This is a genomic window from Agromyces sp. NPDC127015 (assembly GCF_042725165.1).
Classification (GTDB): domain Bacteria; phylum Actinomycetota; class Actinomycetes; order Actinomycetales; family Microbacteriaceae; genus Agromyces; species Agromyces chromiiresistens.
This window is the reverse complement of sequence record NZ_JBHXDI010000002.1, coordinates 61,593-85,608: the sequence shown is the minus strand read 5'-3', so window position 1 is coordinate 85,608 and position 24,016 is coordinate 61,593. Positions and strand designations below refer to the sequence as shown.

20 protein-coding genes are annotated in these 24,016 nt (G+C 70.8%); 11 read left to right on the top strand and 9 right to left on the bottom strand.

Annotation, left to right across the window (positions count from 1 at the left end; genetic code table 11):
- Positions 1 to 16: 16 nt before the first annotated feature.
- Both lysS and ACFWGP_RS06740 read left to right on the top strand, forming a co-directional pair.
- On the top strand, positions 17 to 1,534 hold the full coding sequence (gene lysS, locus ACFWGP_RS06745) for a lysine--tRNA ligase (RefSeq protein ID WP_231430012.1): 1,518 nt from the start codon (positions 17 to 19) through the stop codon (positions 1,532 to 1,534).
- A gap of 34 nt (positions 1,535 to 1,568) precedes the next feature.
- Complete coding sequence (locus ACFWGP_RS06740) at positions 1,569 to 1,718, top strand: hypothetical protein (RefSeq protein ID WP_231430013.1); 150 nt, start codon at positions 1,569 to 1,571, stop codon at positions 1,716 to 1,718.
- A 57-nt stretch (positions 1,719 to 1,775) separates the two neighbouring features.
- On the opposite strand, the gene ACFWGP_RS06735 is transcribed toward ACFWGP_RS06740, so the two are convergent.
- From ACFWGP_RS06735 to ACFWGP_RS06715, 5 genes are read right to left on the bottom strand one after another with little or no spacing between them, the layout of a single operon-like run.
- Entirely contained in the window at positions 1,776 to 2,882 is a 1,107-nt protein-coding gene (locus ACFWGP_RS06735) for a peptidase C39 family protein (RefSeq protein ID WP_376930464.1), read from the bottom strand.
- Positions 2,879 to 4,471 carry an ATP-binding cassette domain-containing protein gene (locus ACFWGP_RS06730; protein WP_376930463.1) on the bottom strand — a complete coding sequence of 531 codons (1,593 nt, stop codon included), beginning with the start codon at positions 4,469 to 4,471 and terminating at the stop codon, positions 2,879 to 2,881. The genes ACFWGP_RS06735 and ACFWGP_RS06730 overlap by 4 nt, the downstream gene beginning before the upstream one ends.
- Positions 4,468 to 5,325, bottom strand: a complete 858-nt coding sequence (locus ACFWGP_RS06725; RefSeq protein ID WP_376930462.1) for an ABC transporter permease — start codon at positions 5,323 to 5,325, stop codon at positions 4,468 to 4,470. The genes ACFWGP_RS06730 and ACFWGP_RS06725 overlap by 4 nt, the downstream gene beginning before the upstream one ends.
- Positions 5,322 to 6,314, bottom strand: a complete 993-nt coding sequence (locus ACFWGP_RS06720; protein WP_376930461.1) for an ABC transporter permease — start codon at positions 6,312 to 6,314, stop codon at positions 5,322 to 5,324. Before ACFWGP_RS06720 ends, ACFWGP_RS06725 begins: the two co-directional genes overlap by 4 nt.
- A complete protein-coding gene (locus tag ACFWGP_RS06715) occupies positions 6,311 to 8,962 on the bottom strand; it encodes an ABC transporter substrate-binding protein (protein ID WP_231430018.1) in 2,652 nt (883 codons plus the stop codon). The genes ACFWGP_RS06720 and ACFWGP_RS06715 overlap by 4 nt, the downstream gene beginning before the upstream one ends.
- 91 nt (positions 8,963 to 9,053) lie before the next feature.
- Here ACFWGP_RS06715 and ACFWGP_RS06710 point away from each other — a divergent pair, with 91 nt between their 5' ends.
- From ACFWGP_RS06710 to cls, 3 genes are all read left to right on the top strand, one after another.
- Entirely contained in the window at positions 9,054 to 9,752 is a 699-nt protein-coding gene (locus ACFWGP_RS06710) for a DUF1684 domain-containing protein (protein WP_376930460.1), read from the top strand.
- Positions 9,753 to 9,813: 61 nt separating this feature from the next.
- Positions 9,814 to 9,990 (top strand): hypothetical protein, encoded by a 177-nt coding sequence (locus ACFWGP_RS06705; RefSeq protein ID WP_231430020.1) that lies wholly within the window; start codon positions 9,814 to 9,816, stop codon positions 9,988 to 9,990.
- Positions 9,991 to 9,994: 4 nt separating this feature from the next.
- Positions 9,995 to 11,467: a cardiolipin synthase gene (gene cls / locus ACFWGP_RS06700; protein WP_376930459.1), complete on the top strand. Its 1,473-nt coding sequence runs from the start codon at positions 9,995 to 9,997 to the stop codon at positions 11,465 to 11,467.
- Positions 11,468 to 11,527: 60 nt separating this feature from the next.
- On the opposite strand, the gene ACFWGP_RS06695 is transcribed toward cls, so the two are convergent.
- Positions 11,528 to 12,577 (bottom strand): pirin family protein, encoded by a 1,050-nt coding sequence (locus ACFWGP_RS06695; RefSeq protein WP_231430022.1) that lies wholly within the window; start codon positions 12,575 to 12,577, stop codon positions 11,528 to 11,530.
- Positions 12,578 to 12,653: 76 nt separating this feature from the next.
- On the opposite strand from ACFWGP_RS06695, the gene ACFWGP_RS06690 reads away from it, so the two are divergent.
- Both ACFWGP_RS06690 and ACFWGP_RS06685 read left to right on the top strand, forming a co-directional pair.
- Complete coding sequence (locus ACFWGP_RS06690; protein WP_231430023.1) at positions 12,654 to 13,106, top strand: hypothetical protein; 453 nt, start codon at positions 12,654 to 12,656, stop codon at positions 13,104 to 13,106.
- Positions 13,107 to 13,280: 174 nt separating this feature from the next.
- Positions 13,281 to 16,652 (top strand): LPXTG cell wall anchor domain-containing protein, encoded by a 3,372-nt coding sequence (locus ACFWGP_RS06685; protein ID WP_376930458.1) that lies wholly within the window; start codon positions 13,281 to 13,283, stop codon positions 16,650 to 16,652.
- A gap of 68 nt (positions 16,653 to 16,720) precedes the next feature.
- Here the strand turns inward: ACFWGP_RS06685 and ACFWGP_RS06680 are convergent, their stop codons facing one another.
- Positions 16,721 to 16,954, bottom strand: coding sequence for a helix-turn-helix transcriptional regulator (locus ACFWGP_RS06680; RefSeq protein ID WP_231430025.1), 234 nt, complete (start codon positions 16,952 to 16,954; stop codon positions 16,721 to 16,723).
- Entirely contained in the window at positions 16,954 to 17,568 is a 615-nt protein-coding gene (locus ACFWGP_RS06675; protein ID WP_231430026.1) for a hypothetical protein, read from the bottom strand. The genes ACFWGP_RS06680 and ACFWGP_RS06675 overlap by 1 nt, the downstream gene beginning before the upstream one ends.
- 180 nt (positions 17,569 to 17,748) lie before the next feature.
- Here ACFWGP_RS06675 and ACFWGP_RS06670 point away from each other — a divergent pair, with 180 nt between their 5' ends.
- From ACFWGP_RS06670 to ACFWGP_RS06655, 4 genes are all read left to right on the top strand, one after another.
- Positions 17,749 to 20,277: an ATP-dependent Clp protease ATP-binding subunit gene (locus ACFWGP_RS06670; RefSeq protein WP_231430027.1), complete on the top strand. Its 2,529-nt coding sequence runs from the start codon at positions 17,749 to 17,751 to the stop codon at positions 20,275 to 20,277.
- A gap of 97 nt (positions 20,278 to 20,374) precedes the next feature.
- A complete protein-coding gene (locus ACFWGP_RS06665; protein ID WP_231430028.1) occupies positions 20,375 to 20,881 on the top strand; it encodes an amino-acid N-acetyltransferase in 507 nt (168 codons plus the stop codon).
- 77 nt (positions 20,882 to 20,958) lie between these two features.
- Positions 20,959 to 21,603 (top strand): hypothetical protein, encoded by a 645-nt coding sequence (locus tag ACFWGP_RS06660; protein WP_376930457.1) that lies wholly within the window; start codon positions 20,959 to 20,961, stop codon positions 21,601 to 21,603.
- A 238-nt stretch (positions 21,604 to 21,841) separates the two neighbouring features.
- Positions 21,842 to 22,249 (top strand): dehydrogenase, encoded by a 408-nt coding sequence (locus tag ACFWGP_RS06655; RefSeq protein WP_231430030.1) that lies wholly within the window; start codon positions 21,842 to 21,844, stop codon positions 22,247 to 22,249.
- A gap of 319 nt (positions 22,250 to 22,568) precedes the next feature.
- Here ACFWGP_RS06655 and radA read toward each other — a convergent pair whose 3' ends face one another.
- Complete coding sequence (gene radA, locus ACFWGP_RS06650) at positions 22,569 to 23,933, bottom strand: DNA repair protein RadA (RefSeq protein ID WP_231430031.1); 1,365 nt, start codon at positions 23,931 to 23,933, stop codon at positions 22,569 to 22,571.
- Positions 23,934 to 24,016 lie beyond the last annotated feature (83 nt).

Sequence of the window (24,016 nt, the reverse complement as noted above, 5' to 3'; positions counted from 1 at the left end):
GCGACGAGAGAGAACGATGGCCGACGAGACGCCGAACCAGACCGCCGAACCCACTGCCGACGAGATCAGTGAGCAGAAGGCCGTGCGGCTCGCCAAGCGCGAGCGGCTCATCGCCGAGGCATCCGGTCTCGGCGGCGGGGCCTACCCGGTGCGCCTGCCGATCACGGCGACCATCCCCGAGGTGCGCGACCGATTCGTCGGCCTCGGCGTCGACGAGGCGTCGGGTGAGACGGTCGGGCTCGCAGGTCGCGTCGTGCACCTGCGCAACACCGGCAAGCTCTGCTTCGCCGCCCTGCAGTCGGGCGACGGCAGCCGCATCCAGGCGATGGTCTCGCTCGGCGAGGTCGGCGAGGAGTCGCTCGCCGCGTGGAAGGAGCTCGTCGACCTCGGCGACCACGTGTTCGTCTCGGGCGAGGTCATCACGAGCCGCCGCGGCGAGCTCTCGATCATGGTGAAGGAGTGGCGCATCGCGGCGAAGGCGATCCTGCCGCTGCCGAACCTGCACAACGAGCTCAACGAAGAGACGCGGGTGCGCTCGCGCTACCTCGACCTCATCGCCCGCGAGCAGGCCCGCCGCAACGTGATCGACCGCGCGAAGGTCAACGCGAGCCTGCGGCAGACCTTCACGAGCCTCGGCTTCATCGAGGTCGAGACCCCGATGCTGCAGGTCATGCACGGCGGCGCCTCCGCCCGTCCGTTCGTCACGCACTCGAACGCGTTCGACACCGAGCTGTACCTGCGCATCGCGCCCGAGCTGTACCTCAAGCGCGCCGTCGTCGGCGGCATCGAGCGGGTGTACGAGATCAACCGCAACTTCCGCAACGAGGGCGCCGACTCGACGCACTCGCCCGAGTTCGCGATGCTCGAGGCCTACGAGGCGTACGGCGACTACAACACGATCGCCGACCTCACCCAGAAGCTGATCCAGGACGCCGCAGCCGCGGTGTCGGGCTCGCACGTCGTGACCTGGGCCGACGGCACCGAGTACGACCTCGGCGGCGACTGGGACCGCATCTCGATGTACGGCTCGCTCTCGCAGGCGGTCGGCGAGGAGATCACGCCCGAGACGCCGATGTCGCGCCTGAAGGAGCTCGCCGACGAGGCCGGCATCGAGATCGACCACCCGATCCCCGGCAAGTACGTCGAAGAGCTCTGGGAGCACCACATCAAGGGCGGCCTCGAGCGGCCGACCTTCGTCATGGACTTCCCCGAGGACACGTCGCCGCTCGTGCGCGGCCACCGCGACATCGCGGGCGTCGTCGAGAAGTGGGACCTCTACATCCGCGGCTTCGAGCTCGCGACGGGGTACTCCGAGCTCGTCGACCCGGTCATCCAGCGCGACCGCTTCGTGGCCCAGGCCAAGCTCGCCGCCGGCGGCGACCCCGAGGCGATGCGCCTCGACGAGGAGTTCCTGCGGGCGCTCGAGTTCGGCATGCCGCCGTCGGGCGGCATGGGCATGGGCATCGACCGGCTGCTCATGGCCGTCACCGGCCTCGGCATCCGCGAGACGATCCTCTTCCCGCTCGTCAAGTAGCGCGTACCCCGCCCCCTCTGAACGGATGCCTCGCATGAACGACCGACCCGACGACCGGCCGAACGGCGAGAAGCCCGATCGCGAGCCGCCCTCGAGGGCGCGCGTCGTGATCTGGGTCGTCGTCGCCGCGGTCGGGCTCTACCTCGTGGGTTCGGGCGTGTGGGGACTGCTCACCCCGGGTTGATCGGGTCGGCGCGGGGCGGCGCCGCGACGTCGGTCACGGCGCCGCCCACGGCCGCCATCAGGTGCGCCCGACGAAGACGACGCCGCGGTAGCCCGCTGCGCCCCAGGCCACCATGCGGTCGAGGTCGGCGTGCGCGATCGGCAGTTCGTGCGAGTCGACCCACGTCTCGCCCTCGTCCGAGCTGATCCAGGGATCCTCGATCACGACCACGCCGTGGCCCGCGGCATGCGCGAGCACCCAGTGCGGTCCGGTCTCCCCGTGCATCGGCGCTTCATCGATGAGCAGCAGGGCGAGGTCGCCGCCGGCGACGCGCCGTGCGATCTCTTCGATGCCGATCCGCGTACGGTGCACCGCGAGCCCGACCGCCTCGCCCTGGCGCAGCGACTCGGCCTGCAGTTCCGCCCTGAAGTCGCGTTCGAATCCCGCGTAGGCCTCGATGAGCACCGGCCCGTCATGGTCGAGGAACACCTCGACCGGGCGGTCGGCAGGCAGGTGCTCCCGCATGACGACGCCGAGCCCGACGGGCTCGATCGCCGGGAAGTTGCTCGCCCGTCGCCAGAATGCGAGCTCGAGGTCGCGGTCGGCGACCGAGGGCAGCTGCGCCGAGCCCTGCGGGTCGTCCGGCGAGGCATCACGAGCACCGCCGAAGCCGGTGGCCCCCGCCGCCTCCGCCGCGAGCAGCCCGCTCACCGCGCCGCAGGTGTAGAGCGTCGTCTGCGCGTAGTAGGGCGCCTCGGCGTGCGGCAGCTCGACGAGCCAGCGCACGTAGCCGCGCGCCCCGAGCGTGCCCGGGGCCGAGGGGTGCGGCGAGGCGAGGGGCGCGAAGCCGCGCTCCGAGGCGAACGCCGGGAGGTCCCGTCCGAGCGGCACCTCCCACTTCACTGCGGCGTCGCCGGCGGCCTCCGCCCGGGCGACGATGTCGTCGACGAGGGCCGCCGCCGTCGCGGCATCCGCCTCGGTGCGCCACCAGACGTCGACGATCTTCATCGCGGCGGTCGCTCCCCGGCGCGAGGTGAGCGCCGCCGCGACCGGCCGCCCGTCGCGGTGCACGAGGTCGACGCGCGGCGCGTACGGCGCCCGCGGCGACGCCCAGCGGGCCGCGCGCTCGGCGCCGAGCGCCGATCGCAGGTCGTCGTCGAGCAGGGGATCGGCGGTGGTCGTCATCCGACGGGGGTCCTTCCTGTGCTGTCGCGGTGCGCCGCCGCGACCAAGAGCCTGGTGTAGTCCTCGGCGGGATCGTCGAGCACCTGTGCGCAGGTACCGTGTTCGACGACCCGCCCTTGCCAGACGACCGTGACGGTGTCGGCGATGCGGCGCACGACGGCGAGGTCGTGGGAGATGAAGAGGATCGCGATGTCGAGCTCGTCGCGCAGGCGCCCGAGCAGGTCGAGGATCTGCGCCTGCACCTGCACGTCGAGCGCCGAGACCGACTCGTCGCAGATGAGCAGGCGCGGCCGCGGCGCCAGAGCGCGGGCGATCGCCACCCGCTGGCGCTGGCCGCCCGAGAGCTGCGCCGGCCGTTTCACCGCCGCGTCGACCGGCAGGCCGACGAGCTCGAGCAGCGCCGGAACCTCGTCTGGACGGCGCCCGCCGACGGCGAGCGCCTCGCGGAGGATCGCGCCGATCGACATCATCGGGTTGAGCGACGAGTAGGGATCCTGGAACACGATCTGCATCTGCTCGGGCGTGCGCGACCGGCGACCGGGTGCGAGCGGGCGGCCGTCGAAGGCGATCATGCCGTCGTCCTCGCGTTCGAGGCCGGCGATGCATCGGGCGAGGGTCGACTTCCCCGATCCGGACTCGCCGACGACACCGGCGATCTGGCCGGGGGCGATCGAGAGGTCGACGCCGTCGAGCACCGTGCGCGGCCCGAAGCGCTTGACCACGCCCGAGGCGGCGACGAGCGGTGCACGCCCGCCCGCGTCGGCGCCGTCGTCGTGCCCGAGGCCGGGCGCGGTGTCGCCCGTGTGGTCGGCCTCGAGGGCGAGCGCCGGGTCGGCGGCGATGAGCGCGCGGGTGTACGCGTGCTCGGGCGCCGAGAGCACCGTCGCGGTGGAGCCGCGCTCGACCACCTCGCCGTGCCGCATGACGAGCACCTCGTCGGTGCGGCCGCGGACCAGCCCGAGGTCGTGCGAGATGAGGAGCATCGCCATGCCGCGCTCGTGCTGCAGTTCGCGGAGCAGGTCGAGGATCTCGGCCTGGTTCGAGGCGTCGAGCGCCGTCGTCGGCTCGTCGGCGATGAGCAGGCGCGGGTCGCTCGCGATCGCGGCGGCGATCGCGACGCGCTGCCGCATGCCGCCCGACAGCTCGTGCGGGTAGGCGCGTGCCACCCGGGCCGGCAGGTTGACCTCGGCGAGGCGCGTCGCCACGGCCACGTCGAGCTCGCGCTTCGACAGCCGCCGGCCGGCCTTCGCCTCGAGGGTCCACGCGATCTGCGGCCCGCAGCGGTGCACGGGGGAGAGACTCGTGAACGGGTCCTGCAGCAGGAGGGAGACCTCGCGGCCGCGCACCCGTCGCCACGAAACATCCGTCGACGCGAGCGGGTGCTCGCGTCCGTCGACCCGCAAGACGCCCCGGGCGCCGAATCCGGGCGGGAGGAGGCCGACGAGGCTCTTCGCCGTGAGCGTCTTGCCCGACCCCGACTCGCCGATGAGCGCGAGCGAGGCTCCCGGTTCGATGGCGAAGGAGAGCGCCTCGACCATCGGCCCCGCGGGCCCGGCGATGCCGTCGATCGCCACCTCGATGCCGGTCATGCGAGGCCTCCCGAGCGGGTCATGCGCTGGCCGAGCCAGTCGCCGACGAGGTTGACCGCGCACGCGACGACGATGATGAGGAGCGCCGGCACGATCACCGCCGCGGGGTTGTCGAACATGATCGCCCGGCTGTCGGTGAGCTGGCGGCCCCAGTCGGCAGTGCCGGGCGGCACGCCCACGCCGAGGAATGACAGCGATGAGAAGGCGACGAGGGCGAACGCGACGTTGAGCATCGCGTTCGTGATGACGAGTGAGGAGACGTTCGGCAGGATGTGCCGGAACATCACGCGCCAGCGAGAGAGCGAGAGCATCTGCGCCGCCTCGATGTACGGGCGCGCCGACTGCTCGAGGACGCCCGCCCGGACGATCCGGATGTCGGACGGCGAGAAGAGCAGCACGAGCAGCGCGACGGTCGTCCAGTAGCCGCCGCCGAAGACGCCCGAGACGACGATCGCGGCGAGCAGCACCGGCAGGGCGAGGAGCAGGTCGGTCCACCGGCTGATCGCGAAGTCGAGCGGGCCCCGCTCGTACCCGGCGAGGGTGCCGAGCAGGATGCCGAGGAGCATCGAGCCGACCGCGACGCACACGGGGCCGACGAGCGCCGACGCCGCGCCCGCGACGGTGAGGGCGAGGATGTCGCGGCCGAGCTCGTCGGTCCCGAGGGGGTGCCCGGGCGAGCCGGCGGGCATGAGGCTCGAGAGGATGTCCTGCTTGGTCGCGTCGGGGAACAGCAGCGGGCCGAACAGCACGGCGAGCAGCACGACGGCGAGCAGCACGAGGCAGACGACGATGGACGCGGGCACGCGCCTGCCGGAGCGGAATCCGACGCCGACGGCGCCGAGCGAGGCGGTCATGCGGCACCTCCCTGCGCGCGGACGCGCGGATCGAGCACCAGGTAGGCGACGTCGGCGAGCAGCGCGATCACGGCGATCACGAGCGCGACGAGCAGCGTGAGCGCCTGCACGACGGCGAGGTCCTTGAAGAGCACCGAATCCTGCAGCAGCGTGCCGAGGCCGGGGAGCGCGTACGTCGTCTCGGCGAGCACGGTTCCGCCGACGAGGAACGTGAGCAGCAGGCTCGCGCCGGTGACGATCGGGATGGCTGCGTTGCGCAGGGCGAGTCGGAGGGTGCGCGACTCGGGGATGCCGCGCGCACGCGCGGACGTGACGTAGTCGGCATCGAGTTCGCGCAGCATCGCCGTGCGGGTGAGCTTCAGCACGATCGCACCGAGGCCCGCCGCGAGGGTGACCGCCGGCAGCACGAGGTGGTAGAGCGTGTCGAGGGGCCCTCGTCCTCCGCCGTACACCGGGAAGATCGGCAGGTAGTACGCGAAGACGTAGAGCAGCAGGAGCCCGACGGCGAAGGTGGGTGCGCTGAGGCCGATGACCCCGAGCGCGGTCCCCGTGCGGTCGATCACGCCGCCCGCGCGCACGGCGCTCTGCACGCCGAGCGGGATGCCGACGACGAGGGCCATCGCGAAGGCCAGCCCGCACAGGGCGAGCGTGAGCCCGAGTCGCGAACCGATCGCGTCGGCGACCGAGGTCTGCAGGCGGATCGACTGCCCGAGGTCGCCGCTCAGCACGCCGCCGAGCCAGCGCAGGTACTGGACGGGCAGCGGGTCGTCGAGGTGGTACTGCTCTCGGATCGCTGCGACGGCCTCGGGCGAGGCCGGGCGCGTGCCGAGCAGCGTCTTGACGAGGTCTCCGGGCGCCAGGTGCAGCATCGAGAACACGACGATCGACAGGATGAACAGGATCGCCGCCGTGCCCAGCACGCGCACCGCGAGCATCCGGCCGAGGGGCCGGAGTCGCGGCGCGCGTGCGATGGGAGCGGACTCGGTCACGGCGCGGTGCGGTAGAGCTGGGTCGGCCACGACGAGATGAAGGCGAACGAGCTGTAGTCGTCGAAGCCGAGGTCGTTCGCGAACGCGGTGGCCGACTGGCCCCACCAGAGCGGCACGTTCACGATGTCCTCCGCCTGCAGCGTCTCGGCCTGCACGAGCAGGTCGACGCGCGCGGCGGGGTCGGACTCCGCTCCAGCCTGTGCGAGCAGCTCGTCGATCTCGGGGTTCGAGTACGCCGAGGGGTTGCCGGCGCCGAGCAGGTAGCTCGGCACCTCGGCCGGGTCGCCGAGGGTCGAGAAGTACCACATCATGCCGACGCCGTAGCTCGACGAGGCGTCGAGGCTCGCGAGCCATTCCTCGATGGGCACCTCGCGGACGTTCAGCGTGATGCCGATCGCCGAGAGGTTCTCCGCGAGCGACTGCGCGGCGGTGCCGAGCTGCGGGCCGGTCGACGGCGTGAGGAGTTCCGCCTCGAAGCCGTCGGGGTGGTCGGAGGCGGCGAGCGCCGCCTTCGCGGCGTCGAGGTCGAAGTCGTACTGGGGGATGCCGGCGAGCACCTCGCGAGCCTCGTCGCCGTCGTACGCCTTGCCGAGCGACTCGGGCGTCATGATCGCGGTCGCGGCCTCGCCGTGGCCGCGCAGCAGCTTGTCGACGACGGCGTCGCGGTCGACCGCGTGCGCGAAGGCCTCGCGCACCTTGGGGTCGTCGAACGGCGCGAGCGAGGTGTTGAAGTAGAGCCCGACGTACGAGAGGTCGTTGACGTACTCGACCCGCATGGTCTGCAGCTGCTCCCACTGCGTCGCCTGCGCGAGCGGCACGTTGAAGGCGACGTCGACGTCGCCGGACTGCGCCGCGAGCAGGCGCGTCGACTCGTCGGGGATGAACTCGACGGTGATGGACTTCACCTTGGGGAGCTCGCCCCACCAGGTGTCGACCCGTTCGAACTGCACGTGCGAGTCGGGCACGAACTCGGTCACCTGGTACGGTCCGGTGCCGAGCAGCAGCGCGTCGGCCGTTCCGACCTTGCCGCCGTGCTCCTCCCAGAATGCCTGCGAGGTGATGAAGGCGGCTCCGCCCGAGCTCATGTTCGCGGCGAAGGCGGCGTCGGGCGCGGTGAGCGTGATCGTCACCTCGTGCTCGTCGGTCTTCTCGATCGTGTCGACGCCGGCGAGGTAGTACGCGAGGCCCGGCGAGGTCGTCTCGTCGCGGGCCTGCTCGAGGCTGAACACGACGTCGTCGGCGGTGACCGGCGTACCGTCCTGGAACTCCGCATCGTCGCGGAGCTCGTAGACGTAGGTGACGTCGTCGGTCTGCTCCCACGACTCGGCGAGCCCCGGCTGCACCCGTCCCTGGGCATCGACCGAGACGAGGCCCTCCTGCGCGATCGACGCGATGTAGTAGTTCAGGATGCCGGCCTCCTGGCCGACGTACAGGTTCGAGAGCGAGCCCGGCAGCGCGACGCTGATGTGCTCGATCTCCTCGCCGGTGTCGGTGCCGGTACTCGATTCGGCTGCGCCGCTCGTGCAGGCGGCCAGCAGCAGCACACCGGCTGCTGCGGCGCCTGCCCGCGCGATGCGGGAACGGGATGATGCGGACATGGGGGAGTCCTCCTCTTGCGATCTCGGGAGTGGTGCGAGGGCGATGGGGCGTGCGAAGCGCGCACGATGTCCGTTCGAGCGGCGCCGGGCTTCGGCGAGCGCCTCGACCTCGTAGCCGCTCGGACGACGTGCGGCGAGCATGCGCAGGCTCGCCGCGACGGCGGGGATCTCGCTCGCCTCGGCGAGCGTGACGGCGACGGTGCGGAGACTGAGCGCCGGGCTCAGGCCGAGTGCCCGCACACCCGGCGGCGGGGCCGACGCGAACGCGCTCTCGGGCAGGAACGTCGCCCCGAAGCCCCCCGCGACGAGTGCGAGCGCGGCATCGGGGCGGCTGACCTCGAGGTCGCCGGGTCCGGTCGCGCGGCCCACGGCCGCAGCCACGACGCCCGAACGCGTTCCCTCGCCGAAGATCCACGGCAGCTGGGTGAGCGCGGATGCCTCGACGCGGGTGCCGTGACCGGGACGCTCGTCGAACGGGAGGGCGGCGATGAGCTCCTCGGCGTAGAGGAACGTCGATCGCAGGCCGTCGCGGCGGAGGCGCTGCCCGCGCTCGCCGGAGGCGCCGGTGATCACGGCGACGTCGACGCGCCCCGATCGCACGAGTTCGAGCGCCTCATCGGCCTCGGCCTCGACGAAGCGCACCTCGACCCCCGGGATGTCGGCGGCGATGCGGGCGAGCGCGGGGGCGATGGTGCCGACGACGGCCTCGGCGGGGGCGGCGATGCGCACGGTGCCCACCCGGTGCCCGAGCGCCCGCGCGAGTTCGGTGGCGGCCGCGGTCAGGCTCGCGTCGATGCGCGGCGCGTGGGCAGCGAGCAGCTGGCCGATCGCGGTGAGGCTCGCCGAGCGGGCGGTGCGGGCGACGAGCGGCGTGCCGAGCCGTGATTCGAGGCGCTGCACGTGCTGGGTGATGGTCGGCTGGCTGAATCCGAGCGAGCGCGCGGCCGCGCTGATCGAGCCGGTCCGGTCGATCGCGACCAGGATCCGCAGCGAATGGACGTCGAGCACCCGCGTCAGGGCGTCGATCTCGATGAGTCCTGCATCCTCCATAGGCAGAGACTATAGATCTCTAGGTTTCGATGGCGTAACAATATGCATACGAACGTCATGCGACGTCGTCGACATCGAGAACGGGAGCCTCATGGACCTGGGCGCAGCGCACGAGGAGTGGATCGAGGAGCGAGAGGCCCGAGTGTGGGGCGAGTGGGGCATCGCGACGCTCGCCGCGACGCACTGGCTCACGGCCGAGCCGGCCGAACTCGACGGACTGCCCGGCCGCTGGCATGCGAGCGGCGGCGACGTGCTCGGCGACGACGGACTGCGCCTCGCCCCCGGGCAGGAGGCGGAGGTCGCTGGCCTCCTTCTGCGAGCCTTCGAGCGCGACGGGGCGTCGGCACTGAGGGTCCTCGATCCCGGCGCGCCGGCCGCCAGGGGGATCTCGTCGATCGAGCGGTTCGCGTTCACGGAGGCGGCGCGGCTGACGGGACGCGTGCGGCCGACGGCGACCACGACCGAGACGATCTCGGTCGACGGCCACGCCGCCGCGTCGGCGTTCGACGCGGTCGTCGACCTCGAATGGGCGGGCGAGGCGTTCTCGCTGACGGTGCAGGAGGACGACGGCTGGTTCTCCGCCGCCTTCGCCGACGCGACGGCCGGGCGCGAGAGCCACCCGTTCCGATTCATCCGCTTCCCCGCGTCGGCCGGCGGAACGGTCGTCGTGGACTTCAATCGCGCCACCCTGCCGCCGTGCGCGTTCTCCGACCACTACGTCTGCGTGATGCCCGTGCCCGGCAATCGCTGGCCCGTGCCGATCCGCGCCGGCGAGCGGATCGTCCGATGAGCACCCGAGTGCCGGCCGCGACGGTGGAACTCGCAGGGAAGCCGGATATCCTGTACGCACTATGAACGACTTCTGGGCGAACGCGATCTGGTCGCTCGCGCCGACCGTGCTCATCGGCCTCATCTTCTGGTTCGTGATGCGCGCGGTCATCCGCGCCGATCGCAACGAGCGCAAGGCGTACGCGCGGATCGAAGCCGAGGAGCGCGCCAAGATCGCCCGCGAGCACCCGGCCGCCTGACGGCATGGGCTCCGGCGTCGAGCAGACGACCCTCGTCATCACGGTGGTCCTGCTCATCGTCGACCTGGTCGTGCGCGTGATCGCGGTCATCGTGGTGCCGCGAAACCGCCGCCCGACGGCGGGCATGGCGTGGCTGCTCGCGATCTTCTTCATCCCGTTCCTCGGGGTGCTGTTCTTCGTGCTCATCGGCAACCCGAAGCTGCCCAAGCATCGTCGTGAGAAGCAGGCGGAGGTCGACCGGTACATCCGCGAGTCGACGCACGGCGTCGAGCGGGTGAGCGACTCGCGTGCCTGGCCGAGCTGGTTCGAAGGGGTCGTGCGGCTCAACCGCAACCTCGGCTCGATGCCGCTCATCGGGCAGAACAGCGCGAGCCTCATCGGCGACTACCAGGGCTCGCTCGACGCGATGACGGCGGCGATCCGGAGCGCGAGGCGGTTCGTGCACGTCGAGTTCTACATCTTCGCGCTCGACGCGACGACGGCGCCGTTCTTCGACGCGCTCGGCCACGCGGTCGCCCGCGGCGTCGACGTCAAGGTCCTGCTCGACCACGTCGCCTCGGCCAGGGTCGCCGGCTACCGCAGGACGTTGAAGCGCCTCGACCGCATGGGCGTGCGCTGGCAGCTCATGCTGCCGGTGCAGCCGTTCAAGGGCAAGTACCAGCGGCCCGACCTGCGCAATCACCGCAAGATCCTGGTCGTCGACGGCGACGTCGGCTTCATGGGATCGCAGAACATCATCGACCGCAGCTACAACAAGCGCAGCAACCGGCGCCGCGGGCTCAAGTGGAAGGAGCTCGTCACCCGGGTCGAGGGCCCCATCGTCGCGGGCCTCGACGCGATCTTCGCGACCGACTGGTACCTCGAGACGGGGGAGGAGCCCGCTCGCGACCTCACCGACGCGCTCGAGCAGCCGGGCGAGGCGCAGGACCTCGACTGCCAGGTCGTGCCGAGCGGCCCCGGCTTCCGCAGCGAGAACAACCTCAAGCTCTTCCTCGCGCTGCTCTACGCGGCGAAGGAGAAGCTCATCATCACGAGCCCGTACTTCGTGCCGGACGAGTCGATGCTCTACGCCATCAGCGGCGCCACGCAGCGGGGCGTGCACGTCGAGCTCTTCGTCTCAGAGATCGGCGACCAGGCGCTCGTGTACCACGCGCAGCGCTCGTACTACGAGGCGCTGCTGCGCGCCGGCGTCAAGATCTACATGTACAAGGCGCCGTACATCCTGCACGCGAAGCACTTCACGATCGACGACGACGTCGCGGTCATCGGGTCGAGCAACATGGACATCCGGTCGTTCGAGCTCAACATGGAGGTGTCGCTGCTCGTGCGGGGCGCCTCGTTCGTGCGCGAGATGCGCGCGGTCGAAGACGGCTATCGGCACGACAGCCGCGAGCTCACGCTCGACGAATGGCTGCAGCAACCGCTGCGTTCGACGGTGCTCGACAACCTCGCCAGGCTGACCTCCGCCCTGCAATAGCCGGCAGCGGTCGGTGGCCTCGGAGGGACGCCCACGGCGAGGCATCCACGATCGGGAGGTTCAGGACCGCGGCTTCAGCCTGACCGTCGGCAGGTCGGGTGCCGGCAGCGGGGCTCCCTCGTAGTCGACGTGCCCGAAGCGCCCGTCGGGGTTGTCGCGGCCGATCACCTCGGCCTGCCACTGGCGGCGGTACTCGACGATCTCGTCGTGGTCGCGGCCGATGAAGTTCCACCACATCACGAGCTCCTCGCCGAACGGCACGCCCCCGAGCAGCACGACCCGCACCGGGCCGTGGTCGGCGCGGAGGCGAACCCCCTCGTGCCCGACGGGCAGGTAGCCGAGCTCGCTCCGGTCGAGCACCGCCGAGTGGCCCGCGACGGCGAGCCCGTCGGCGTCGGCGCGCGTCTCGTCGACCTCGTCGTCGGTCGGCGCGATCGTGACGTGCACGGGGCCGACGTCGACGAGCACGCCGTGCTCGAACGCCGGGTCGAGCTCGATCCACGCCTCGCCGCCGGCCGCGATGTCGATCTGGGCGCCGACGATCGGGCTGAACAGCGTCACGCCGGCATCGTCGCCGATCGAGGGGAGGGAGCCGGCGAACACCCGGACGACGGCGTCGTCGACCTCGTGCGCCTCGACCTCGGCGTGCTCGAAGAACGGCGCCGTGTGACGGGAGGCGTCGGGCAGGGCGACCCAGAGCTGCACGCCGTGAAGTCGTGCGGTCGTCGCCGTCGAGACCTCGGAGTGCGAGATGCCGCGGCCGGCGGTCATGAGGTTCACCTGCCCGGGCCGCACGAGCTCTCGGCTGCCGGTTGAGTCGCGGTGCTCGATCTCGCCCTCGAACAGCCAGCTCACGGTCTGCAGCCCGGTGTGCGGGTGCGGGGGCACGACCATGCCGCCGGAGACGGCGACGTCGTCGGGGCCGTAGTGGTCGGCGAAGCACCAGGCGCCGATCGTCGTGCGGCCGCGCTGCGGCAGCGTGCGCCGCACGTTCATGGCCCGCGGGCCGCCGAGCGGCACGTCGCGGGGTTCGAGGACCTGCACGGCCGGGCCCTGCCGCCCCTCGGGCGGGCAGAGCAGTTCGAGCGGATCCTTCTCGAGATTGCTCATGGCGCCAGCCTAATCCGCGCCGACGACGCGGCCGGGCGGGCTGAATCAGCGGCGGTCGACCGGATAGCATTGCCGCATGGCTACCTCCGTGCGTCTTCGTCGTGCCGGCCTCGCTGCCGCGGCCCTGGCTTCCGTGTTCCTGCTCGCGGCGTGCGCGCCGCCGAAGACGCCCGCCGAGAACTACTCGGGTGCCCCCGTGTCCGATCACGAGGGCGAGGCGAGCGGTGAAGAGGGCGGCGACGGCACGGGTGAGCCGCAGGCCGGCTGGGTCGGCGAGGGCGGCCAGCTCTCGGTCACGCTGTGGGGCAGTTCGACGTGCCCGCCGGTGGGCGAGCGCATCAGCGTCGTCGAACCGGCCGCCACGGGCAACCGGGTCGCGATCGAGATGAAGCAGTACCCCGAGAACCAGATGTGCACCATGGACCTCGTGCCGCACACGACCGTCTTCTGGACCCCGATGGACGTGACGACGACGAAGCCGCTCGTCGTCGAGGTGCAGGACACCGAGATCACGGTTCCGATCAAGTAGCCGCGTACTGTACCCCGGTTCGCGGAACCCTCGTACCCCGAATCGGAAATCACCCCTGAACTGGGGTAAGACGTTCGGCATCGAACCCTGAAGTGAGGGGTCCTGCCGCACTAGCGTTGCGATCACGTGCGCCGTTCACCCGGGACGGCAACCCGACACGTGAGGACGTTCTTCGTGCCCAGAAGCAAACTGACGGCTGCTGCCGCCATCGCCGCATTGTTCGGCGCACTCCTGACTCCCGCCTTGCTCGCCGCACCGGCGTCGGCGGCCACGCTCGAACCCGGTGGTCTCCAGACCGGGTTCGAGATCGACGGCAACATGACGCTGGAAGGCTCGGATCCCGGTGACACCGACTGGGACAGCATCCTGGCGCCGCTCCCCGCGGAGGGGACGTCGGACTTCCTCGGGTCGGTCCCGTACACGACCGACCAGGGATTCTCGTCGACCGGTATCGTCTACGCGACGCGCGGATGGGACAACGGCGCCTCCGACATCGCGTGTACCGGCGTCGACCAGACGGGCTCGCCCGGGTCGCAGAAGCAGAACGACAACCCGTGGGCCCCGGCCCCGGCCAACGTCAACGCCAAGGACGACGCCTGCACCGGCGGTGCGGCGTACGAGGTCGTCACCGATGACCAGGGCGACGAGCACGTCGTGCTCTACATGTACTGGACGCGCCTGGACGGCTCGGGCGACATGAGCACCTTCCAGACGTTCGAGGGCCCAGAGGCCGGCCGCTGCGACGACTTCGCGGTGGAGTTCAACTACGACTCGGCGAACAACACGACCACCGCCGGAGCGCTGCGCTGGGTCGCGGCCGACGGCGACTGCACCGACCCCGACGGACCGGGCCTCTGGGTGCCGATCCAGCAGACCCTCGTGTTCGAGGCGGCGGTCGGAGCGCGCATGGAGGGCCCCGGGCCGCTGCCCGGCGAGGCGGGAACGTTCGGCGAGATCGCCGTGGACCTCTCGAGCGTCGGCCTCTTCGACGAGGAGTCGTGCGAGGGCTTCGCGACCGGCATCGGGTTCACGCGCACCGGCAACTCGGCGACCGCCGAGATCATCGACTTCTTCCAGCCGCAGAACCCGCTCGTGATCACGAACTGCGGTGCCCTGAGCGTCACGAAGCTCTCCGACCCGCAGGGCATCACCTCGACCGTCGACTTCGCCTACACGGTGGAGCGCGCGGGCGGGGGCGACATCTACCCCGACCAGACGGCGATCGACGAGACGCTGCGCATCGGCGAGACCGACGTGTGGCCCGACGTCTTCGCGGGCGAGGACTACACGCTCGGCGAGGTCATCCCCGACGGCGTGCCGTGGGAGCTGCTGTCGATGAGCTGCCAGATCGACGACCGCATCATCGAGCTCACCTCGCCCGACGACGTGTTCCCGGTCGAAGAGGGCAACGTGACCGCCTGCACGATCGTGAACACGACCTCGTGGGTCACCGTCGAGAAGCAGACGCTGCCCGACGCCTCGGCCCAGACGTTCGACTTCGACGTCGACGGCACTGCCGTGCAGCTGACCGACGGCCAGACGAGCGCGCCGGTCTACTTCGCGCCCGGCAGCGAGGTGCCCGTGACCGAGACCGTGCCCGAGGGCTGGAACCTCACCGACGTCACCTGCTCGCCGGAGGGAACGGATATCGCCGACGGCGAGACCGTGACCACCGTCGCGGGCGAGGGCACCCACTGCGTCTTCACGAACACGCAGAACGGCGAGATCCAGGTGCACAAGGTGGTCGACGGCACCGAGGGCGCCGTCTTCGAGTACACCGGCAGCTGGCTGGAGGACCCGTCGACGTTCACGATCGACGCGACTGACGGATCGGGCGACAGCGAGGTCTACTCGGTCGAGCCCGGCAGCTACGACCTCGCCGAGACCGCGCTCGAGGGCTACGACACGACGAACCTCGTCTGCGTCGACCCCGACCAGGGCACGATCGTCGACCTCGCCGACTTCTCGGCGGTGCTCGATGTCGACCCGGGTGAGCGCGTCGAGTGCACCTACACGAACACGCAGCGCGGCGAGATCCGCGTCGACAAGGAGACCATCCCCGGTGAGTGGGACCAGGACTTCGACTTCTCGCTGACCGGTGAAGGCGCCGACGAGCAGTTCACGCTCAACGACGCCACCGACGACGAGGCGAACCCGTGGAGCTCGGGACTCATCGTGCCCGGCGACTACACGGTCGCCGAGACGCTGCCTGACGGCTGGGAGCTCGACTCGATCAGCTGCGGCACGCCCGAGGGCACGTCGACGGCCGTCGTCCTCGTGCCCGGCGCCGTCGTGACCTGCGTGTTCACGAACGAGGCGCTCCCGGGCTCGGTCACCGTGACCAAGAGCGTCGAGGGCGTCGCCGACGGCTTCGAGTGGGCGTTCGACCTCACGATCTCGCCGGTCCCCGGCGAGCAGCCCGGCACCCAGACGGTGAGCGGCGCCGGAAACGGCTCCGACAGCGTCACGTGGACCGATCTCGTGCCCGGCGACGACTACACGGTCTTCGAGACCTCGGTCGACGGCTGGAACATGGGCGCCATCACCTGCACCGGTGCCGAGGGCGCGCTCGAGGACGGCAACGGCGACGCACCCGGCTTCCAGTTCACCGCTGAGATCGACACCGAGATCGAATGCGCGCTGACGAACGAGGCCGTGCCCGGCCAGATCGAGGTCACGAAGTCCGCCGTCGGCGGCGACGGCACCTTCGACTTCGAGCTGACCCCGCTCGACGTCGAGGGTGCGCCTGCCGGCGACCCCGTCGTCGAGAGCGTCACGACCGAGGGCGGCGAGGGCACCGCGGTGTTCGAGGGCGTCCTGCCCGGCGGCCGCTTCTCGCTCGCCGAGGCCGACCCGGGCGAGGGCTGGGTCGCGGGCGACCTCGTGTGCACGGTCGACCCGGTCGGCGAGGCCGGCCCGTCGCCGATCGACGCGAGCGACTTCACGGTGCAGCCGGGCGACCTGATCGCCTGCGACATCGAGAATGTCGCACGCGGCCCGCTCGACATCGCCAAGACCGTCGACGGCCCGGCCGTCGACAACGGCGACGGCACGTGGGATGTCTCGTACACGATCACCGTGACGAGCCTGTCGGCGACGGACGAGTCGTACGACCTCACCGACGAGCTGAAGTTCGGCGACGGCATCACGCCGATCTCGGCCGAGATCACCGGCCCCGAGGGCATCGAGATCAACCCGGACTGGGACGGCATCGACGACATCGCGGTCACGACCGCGGTGCTGCCGGCCGGCGGTGAGCACGTCTACGCCGTCGAGGTGACCGCCGACGTCGCGTCGGATGTGACCTCCGACCAGGCCGACTGCGCGGTCGGCTCGAGCGACGAGGGCAGCGGCACGCTGAACTCGGCGACGATCGAGTTCTGGAACGGTTCGTCGTCGAGCGAGGACTGCGCGCCGGTCACGCCCGAGCAGCCGCCGCTGCCGTCGACGGGCGCGAGCCTGACGGCCGGCTGGGTCGGCCTCGCGGTGATCGCCGCGGGTGGCCTGCTGCTCTTCATGCGCCGCCGCCGTACGGTGAAGGCGTAACGCCGGGCGACCGATCGACGGGCCGTCGGGGCAGGATCTGATTTCCTGGCCCGGCGGCCCGTCGTCGTTCAGCGCGGGCGCACGACCAGCAGGTCGCCGACCTCGCACTCGAGCGCTTCGCAGATCGCCTGCAGCGTCGAGAACCGGATGGCTCTGGCGCGATCGTTCTTCAGCACGCTGAGGTTCACGATCGAGACCCCGACGAGCTCGCTGAGCCTCGTCAGCGTCATGCCCCTCGCCTCGAGCAGCTCATCGAGCCGGCAGTGCACGTCGGAGGCCTCGTCGGGTTCGGCGGGGGCCATCAGACGAGGCCCTCGGCGTCGCGCTGCAGCCGCTCGCCGACCTGGAATGCGGCCCCGACGACGGCGAGCACGAGCACCGCGAAGAACGGCACCCAGCTGATCGAGAAGGTGATGCCGTCGTAGGTGTACTCGCTGACGGCCGAGAGGGCCCCGTTCACCGACATGGTCTGGAAGAGCGACCCGAGCACCCATCCGGCCGTGATCGCGGCCGAGCCCCACCAGATGATGCGCGTGTTCGCGCGCGTGAACGCCCGCCCCCTGGCGAGGTTCCAGCAGAGCAGGGCGAGCAGCACGACCCCGGCGGTGACCGCGAGCGCGACGACGATCGGCTCGGCGACGAGGGCGAACTGCGTCGCGGCGGCCGGTTGCGGCACCGTCACGACCGCCTGTTCGACGTCGACCTCGATCGGGGCGCCGTCGGGGCCGATGGGCAGTGTCGCCGCCTCGCCGATGAACGGGACGAGGACGGGGACGTCGCGGCCGGGCACCACTTCGACGAGGCGCGCGACCGCCTGCCACACGGTGGTGACGATCGCCACCGCCGCGATGGCGATGGTCAGGAACATACCGGCCTGGTCGCTCCGGCTGAGTCGGGTGTCGGCGATGAGGGACATTCGCAGCTCCATATCGAAAATCATTAACATCGAATATCGATAACAATGACCCGTCCGCGGTCTCGCGTCAACCACTGCATCGCGATGCGCCCACGGCGAACACCGGCCCACGAGGCATCCCGAGTGTTTACGCTCGATGTAACGACGTCCCCTGCCCAGTGGGGCCGTGAGGAGTAGAGCATGTTCGAGAGATTCACCGACCGAGCCCGTCGTGTCGTCGTCCTGGCCCAAGAAGAGGCCAAGATGCTCAACCACAACTACATCGGCACCGAGCACATCCTGCTCGGGCTCATCCATGAGGGTGAAGGCGTCGCCGCCAAGGCGCTCGAATCGCTCGGCATCTCGCTCGACGCGGTGCGCGAGCAGGTGCAGGACATCATCGGCCAGGGCCAGCAGCAGCCGACGGGGCACATCCCGTTCACGCCGCGCGCCAAGAAGGTGCTCGAGCTCTCGCTCCGCGAGGCGCTGCAGCTGGGCCACAACTACATCGGCACCGAGCACATCCTCCTCGGCCTGATCCGCGAGGGCGAGGGCGTCGCCGCCCAGGTGCTCGTCAAGCTCGGCGCCGACCTCAACCGCGTGCGCCAGCAGGTCATCCAGCTGCTCTCGGGCTACCAGGGCAAGGAGCAGGTGCAGGTCGGCGCGAACGAGCAGCAGACCCCGCAGGGCGGCTCGCAGATCCTCGACCAGTTCGGCCGCAACCTCACGCAGGCCGCTCGCGAGTCGAAGCTCGACCCGGTGATCGGCCGTGAGAAGGAGATCGAGCGGGTCATGCAGATCCTCTCGCGCCGCTCCAAGAACAACCCCGTGCTCATCGGCGAGCCCGGCGTCGGCAAGACCGCCGTCGTCGAGGGGCTCGCGCAGGCGATCGTCAAGGGCGAGGTGCCCGAGACGCTGAAGGACAAGCAGCTCTACTCGCTCGACCTCGGCTCGCTCATCGCCGGTTCCCGCTACCGCGGCGACTTCGAAGAGCGCCTGAAGAAGGTCACCAAAGAGATCCGCACCCGCGGCGACATCATCGTCTTCATCGACGAGATCCACACCCTCGTGGGTGCCGGCGCCGCCGAGGGCGCGATCGACGCCGCGTCGATCCTGAAGCCGCTGCTCGCCCGCGGCGAGCTGCAGACGATCGGTGCGACCACGCTCGACGAGTACCGCAAGCACTTCGAGAAGGACGCCGCGCTCGAGCGCCGGTTCCAGCCGATCCAGGTCGCCGAGCCGAGCCTGCCCCACGCGATCAACATCCTCAAGGGCCTGCGCGACCGCTACGAGGCGCATCACAAGGTGTCGATCACCGACGGCGCCATCGTCGCCGCGGCGAATCTCGCCGACCGCTACATCAGCGACCGCTTCCTGCCCGACAAGGCGATCGACCTGATCGACGAGGCCGGCGCGCGCCTGCGCCTGTCGATCCTGTCGTCGCCGCCCGAGCTGCGCGAGTTCGACGAGAAGATCGCCGTGGTCCGCGCCGCGAAGGAGACGGCGATCGAGGAGCAGGACTTCGAGAAGGCCGCGTCGCTGCGCGACGAGGAGAAGAACCTGCTCGGCGAGCGTCTGCGCCTCGAGAAGCAGTGGAAGTCGGGCGACGTCAAGACCACCGCGGTCGTCGACGAGGGCCTGATCGCCGAGGTGCTGGCCCAGGCCACCGGCATCCCCGTCTTCAAGCTCACCGAAGAGGAGTCGAGCCGGCTCGTCTTCATGGAGAAGGCGCTGCACGAGCGCGTCATCGGCCAGGAGGAGGCGATCTCCGCCCTCTCGAAGACGATCCGGCGCACCCGTGCGGGCCTGAAGGACCCGAAGCGCCCCTCGGGCTCGTTCATCTTCGCCGGCCCCACGGGCGTCGGCAAGACCGAGCTCGCGAAGGCGCTCGCCGAGTTCCTCTTCGACGACGAGGCCGCGATGATCTCGCTCGACATGTCGGAGTACGGCGAGAAGCACACCGTCTCGCGGCTCTTCGGCGCCCCTCCCGGGTTCGTCGGCTTCGAGGAGGGCGGCCAGCTCACCGAGAAGGTCCGCCGCAAGCCGTTCAGCGTCGTGCTCTTCGACGAGATCGAGAAGGCGCACCCCGACATCTTCAACTCGCTCCTGCAGATCCTCGAGGAGGGTCGTCTGACCGACGGTCAGGGTCGCGTCGTCGACTTCAAGAACACCGTCATCATCATGACGACGAACCTCGGCACGAAGGACATCTCGGGCGGGCCGGTCGGCTTCCAGCTCGAGGGCGACACCCGCACCGGGTACGACCTCATGCGCGGCAAGGTCAACGAAGAGCTCAAGAAGCACTTCAAGCCCGAGTTCCTCAACCGCGTCGATGAGATCATCGTGTTCCCGCAGCTCTCGAAGCCCGAGCTGCTGCAGATCGTCGATCTCTTCCTCAAGCGCCTCAGCGAGCGCCTGCTCGACCGCGACATGACGATCGAGCTCACGCAGGCGGCGAAGGAGCGGCTCATCGAGGTCGGGTTCGACCCGGCGCTCGGCGCCCGCCCGCTTCGCCGTGCCGTGCAGCGCGAGGTCGAAGACCGGCTGAGCGAGAAGATCCTGCACGGCGAGCTCAACGCGGGCGACCACGTGCACGTCGACTTCCAGAACGGCGAGTTCGTCTTCACGACGTCGCAGCGGGCGCTGCCGGCGAACGTCGGCGTGAACGCGAACGCCGCCCTCGGCACCGGCACGGCCACGCCCGACCTCGCGGCCGCATCGGGCGAGTAGCGCACACGATACGAGGGGGCGGATGCTGCGGCATCCGCCCCCTCGTCGTGTCCGCCCGCCGTCGTCATCGTCACCCACGCGGCAATACGATGGGCGGATGACGACCGAGTTCCACGTGCGCCGTGCGCGCACGAGCGATGTGCCGAAGATCATCGACGTCGTGGAGCCGTTCGTCACCCGACGCATCCTGCTCGGCAAGGAGCGGGTCGACCTCTACGGCGCCATCCAGGAGTTCCGCGTCGCGGAGACGGCCGACGGGCGGATTATCGGGGCCGGGGCGCTGCACGTCATGTGGGAGGACCTCGGCGAGGTGCGCACGCTCGCGGTGGGCGAGGACTGGCTCGGCCGGGGGGTCGGCCACGCACTGCTCGACGCGCTCGAGGCCGACGCCCGCGAGCTCGGCCTCTCACGGCTGTTCTGCCTCACGTTCGAGGTCGAGTTCTTCGGGCGGCACGGCTTCATGGACATGGGCGCCGAGACCGTCGACCCCGAGGTCTACGCCGAGCTCGTGCGCTCGCACGACGAGGGCGTCGCCGAGTTCCTCGACCTCGCCCGCGTCAAGCAGAACACGCTCGGCAACACCCGCATGCTGAAACGACTCTGAACCGTCCTCCGGGAGCTTGTCGAAACCCGCCGTCCGGGTGCGTCGGGCTGGGCGCCGCTCGGTCGTACCCTGTGACCATGTCGACGAACCCTCCGGCCGGACGCCCGTCACCTCAGGTGTACCGGCGCCGTCGGGTCGTCGTGCTGCTGGTGCTGTTCGCGGTCGTCGCCGCGATCGTGCTCATCATCGTGCGGCCGGGAGCGAGCCAGGGCGAAGAGCCCTCGACCGGCGACGGCAAGCCGGCCGCGACGGACGCCACGAAGACGAGCGACCCCGAGTCGACGACGATTCCGACCGAGCCCACCGCGGCCGACGGCGACCCCTGCGCACCCGAGCAGATCGTGGTCGAGCCGATCACCGACAAGTCGTCGTACGAGGCCGGCCAGCAGCCGCAGCTCTCGGTGACGATCGAGAACACCGGCAAGAACGTGTGCGTGCTGAACGCCGGCACGAAGGCCCAGGTCTTCACGATCACGAGCGGCGACGACGTCTACTGGACGTCGACCGACTGCCAGGTCGACGCGATCGACGCCGAGGTGTCGCTGCAGCCGGGCAAGCCGATCTCGTCGAGCTCGCCGATCGCCTGGGACCGCACGCGTTCGAGCAAGGACACCTGCGAGGGGCCCCGTGAGTCGGTCCCGGCCGGCGGCGCCTCGTACTACCTGGCGGTGTCGATCGACGGCTTCGACTCGGCCGAGAAGAAGCAGTTCCTGCTCTACTGACGGTGTCGCTCGAGGTCGCCGCTCTCGCCGGACCGGCACTGACCCTCGAACTGGGCGTACCCCGAACGGAGCGAACCGGGGGACACTCGGGTGCAGGGATGGTCGAGGGCCTGGCAGGGCGAGATCACCCGGGGGTCGCACTCGTGGTTCGATCCGACGGATACCCGACCGTCGCCCGCGAGTGCGGCCCCGTTCCCGGCGGACTCCCCGGCACGGCGGCCCGGCTACGCTGGAAGGCATGGCAGGCAAGGCGAAGAAGAAGGCGAAGCCGCCGGTCGAGTTCCGCTCGCAGGCGCTCGCCGAGGCGCTCGAACGGCAGGACATGGCGGCCGTCGCCCTCGCACTGCGCAACGGCAACACGGTCGTGCCGCTCATCAAGCCGGGTCCGCGCGACAGGCCGCTCGACGGCGGCGAGGTGTGGACGTACCGCGACCCGAACACCGGTGAGGTCGCGCTGCTGCTCTTCAGCGACGCGGTGAACAAGCCGGCGAACCTGCCGCCCGCGGTCGGCCTGCACAGCCCCGCCTGGCTGCGCGGGTTCCTCAAGCGCCACGAGTCGACGATCACGACGGTGTTCCTCGACATCGCCGGGCCGCATCCCATGCAGGCATCGCCCGCCGAGCTGCTGCGCGCACTCGAGGTCTGACGCGGCTTCTCGAAGTTGCAGGATGAGCGGGTCGGTGGCCCCGTCTGCACGGGTGCCCGCCGAATAGTCCTGCAACTCCTTGCGGGGAGCCCCGGCCTCCGGCACGCTGCGTGCGCCTCCGGCACGCTGCGTGCCCCGGAGATCCGAGTGGCTCGAAGTTGCAGGATGAGCGGGCCGGCGGCCCCGTCTGCACGGGTGCCCGCCGAATAGTCCTGCAACTCCGAGCAGGAGCACCCCGCATCCGGGATGGTGCCGACCGACCGACCGCGCGCCGGCCGAGTCGGGTGAGACCCGGCGAACTCCCGGTGCCGACGACGCGTCAGAACGCCGCGTCGAGCTCGCGCTGGCGGGAGTCGGTCGACGCGAGCATCGCCCGGGCGACGGCGGCGCGAACGCTGCCGGCCTCGACGTCGAGAATCGTCGTGTAGCCCAGACGGCGAGCCTCGGCGGTGCGCTGCTTCGCGGCGGTCACCGGCCGCACCTCGCCGGCGAGGCTGATCTCGCCGAAGGCGGCCAGCTCGTGCGGCACCGCGGCGTCGCGCATGGCCGAGGCGATGGCGACGGCGATCGCGAGGTCGGCACCCGGCTCGGCGAGCCGCACGCCGCCGACCGTCGACACGTACACGTCGTGCTCGCCGAGTGCCTTGAGCCCGGCGCGCCGCTCGAGCACCGCGATGATCATCGCCACGCGTGACGGGTCGACGCCGTTGACGACGCGACGCGGCTGCGGGGCCTTCGTCGCGACGACGAGCGCCTGCACCTCGACGGGCAGCGCGCGGCGGCCCTCGAGCGCGACCGTCACGCACGTGCCGCTCACCTCGCGTCGCCCGGTCGAGCGGAACAGCCCCGACGGGTCGGGCACCTCGGCGATGCCCTCGCCCGTCATCTCGAAGCAGCCGACCTCATCGGTGGGACCGAACCGGTTCTTGAGCGCGCGCACGAAGCGCAGCGCCGTCTGCCGGTCGCCTTCGAACTGGCAGACGACGTCGACGAGGTGCTCGAGCAGGCGCGGCCCCGCGATCGAGCCGTCTTTCGTGACATGGCCGACGAGCAGCAGCGGCAGTTGCCGCTCTTTCGCGACCCGGATGAGCGTGGAGGCGACCTCGCGGACCTGGCTCGGCTGCCCCGGCAGGCCGTCGGAGAGCGACGACGAGACGGTCTGCACCGAGTCGACGATGAGGAGCTCGGGCGAGGTCGCATCGATCTGGCCGAGGATCGTCGCCAGGTCGGTCTCGGCGGCGAGGTAGAGCTCGCCGTGCAGCGCACCGGTGCGACCCGCCCGCAGGCGGACCTGGGCCGTCGACTCTTCGGCGGTCACGTAGAGCACCCGGCGGCCGGTGGCCGCGACCCGGGCGGCGACCTCGAGCAGCAGGGTCGACTTGCCGACGCCGGGCTCGCCCGAGAGCAGGATGGCCGCCCCTGCGACGATGCCACCGCCGAGCACGCGGTCGAACTCGCCGATGCCGCTCGGCCGGTGCGCCGCGTCGGTGGTCTCGACCTCGACGATGGGCCGGGCCGAGCGCGCCTCGCCGACCTTCACGGCCTGCAGCCCGCGCACGATGCCGGTCTGTTCGGCCGCGTCGACGACGGTGCCCCACTGCTGGCACTCGACGCAGCGGCCGACCCACTTGACGGTGGTCCACCCGCACTCGGTGCAGCGGAAGGAGGAGGTGGGGCGGGCCATGCCCAGAGACTACCCGTGGCCGCCGACACCACCGGTGCGAACGGCCGCCGCAGCGAGGGCCGACGCAGCAGGCCGACGCAGCA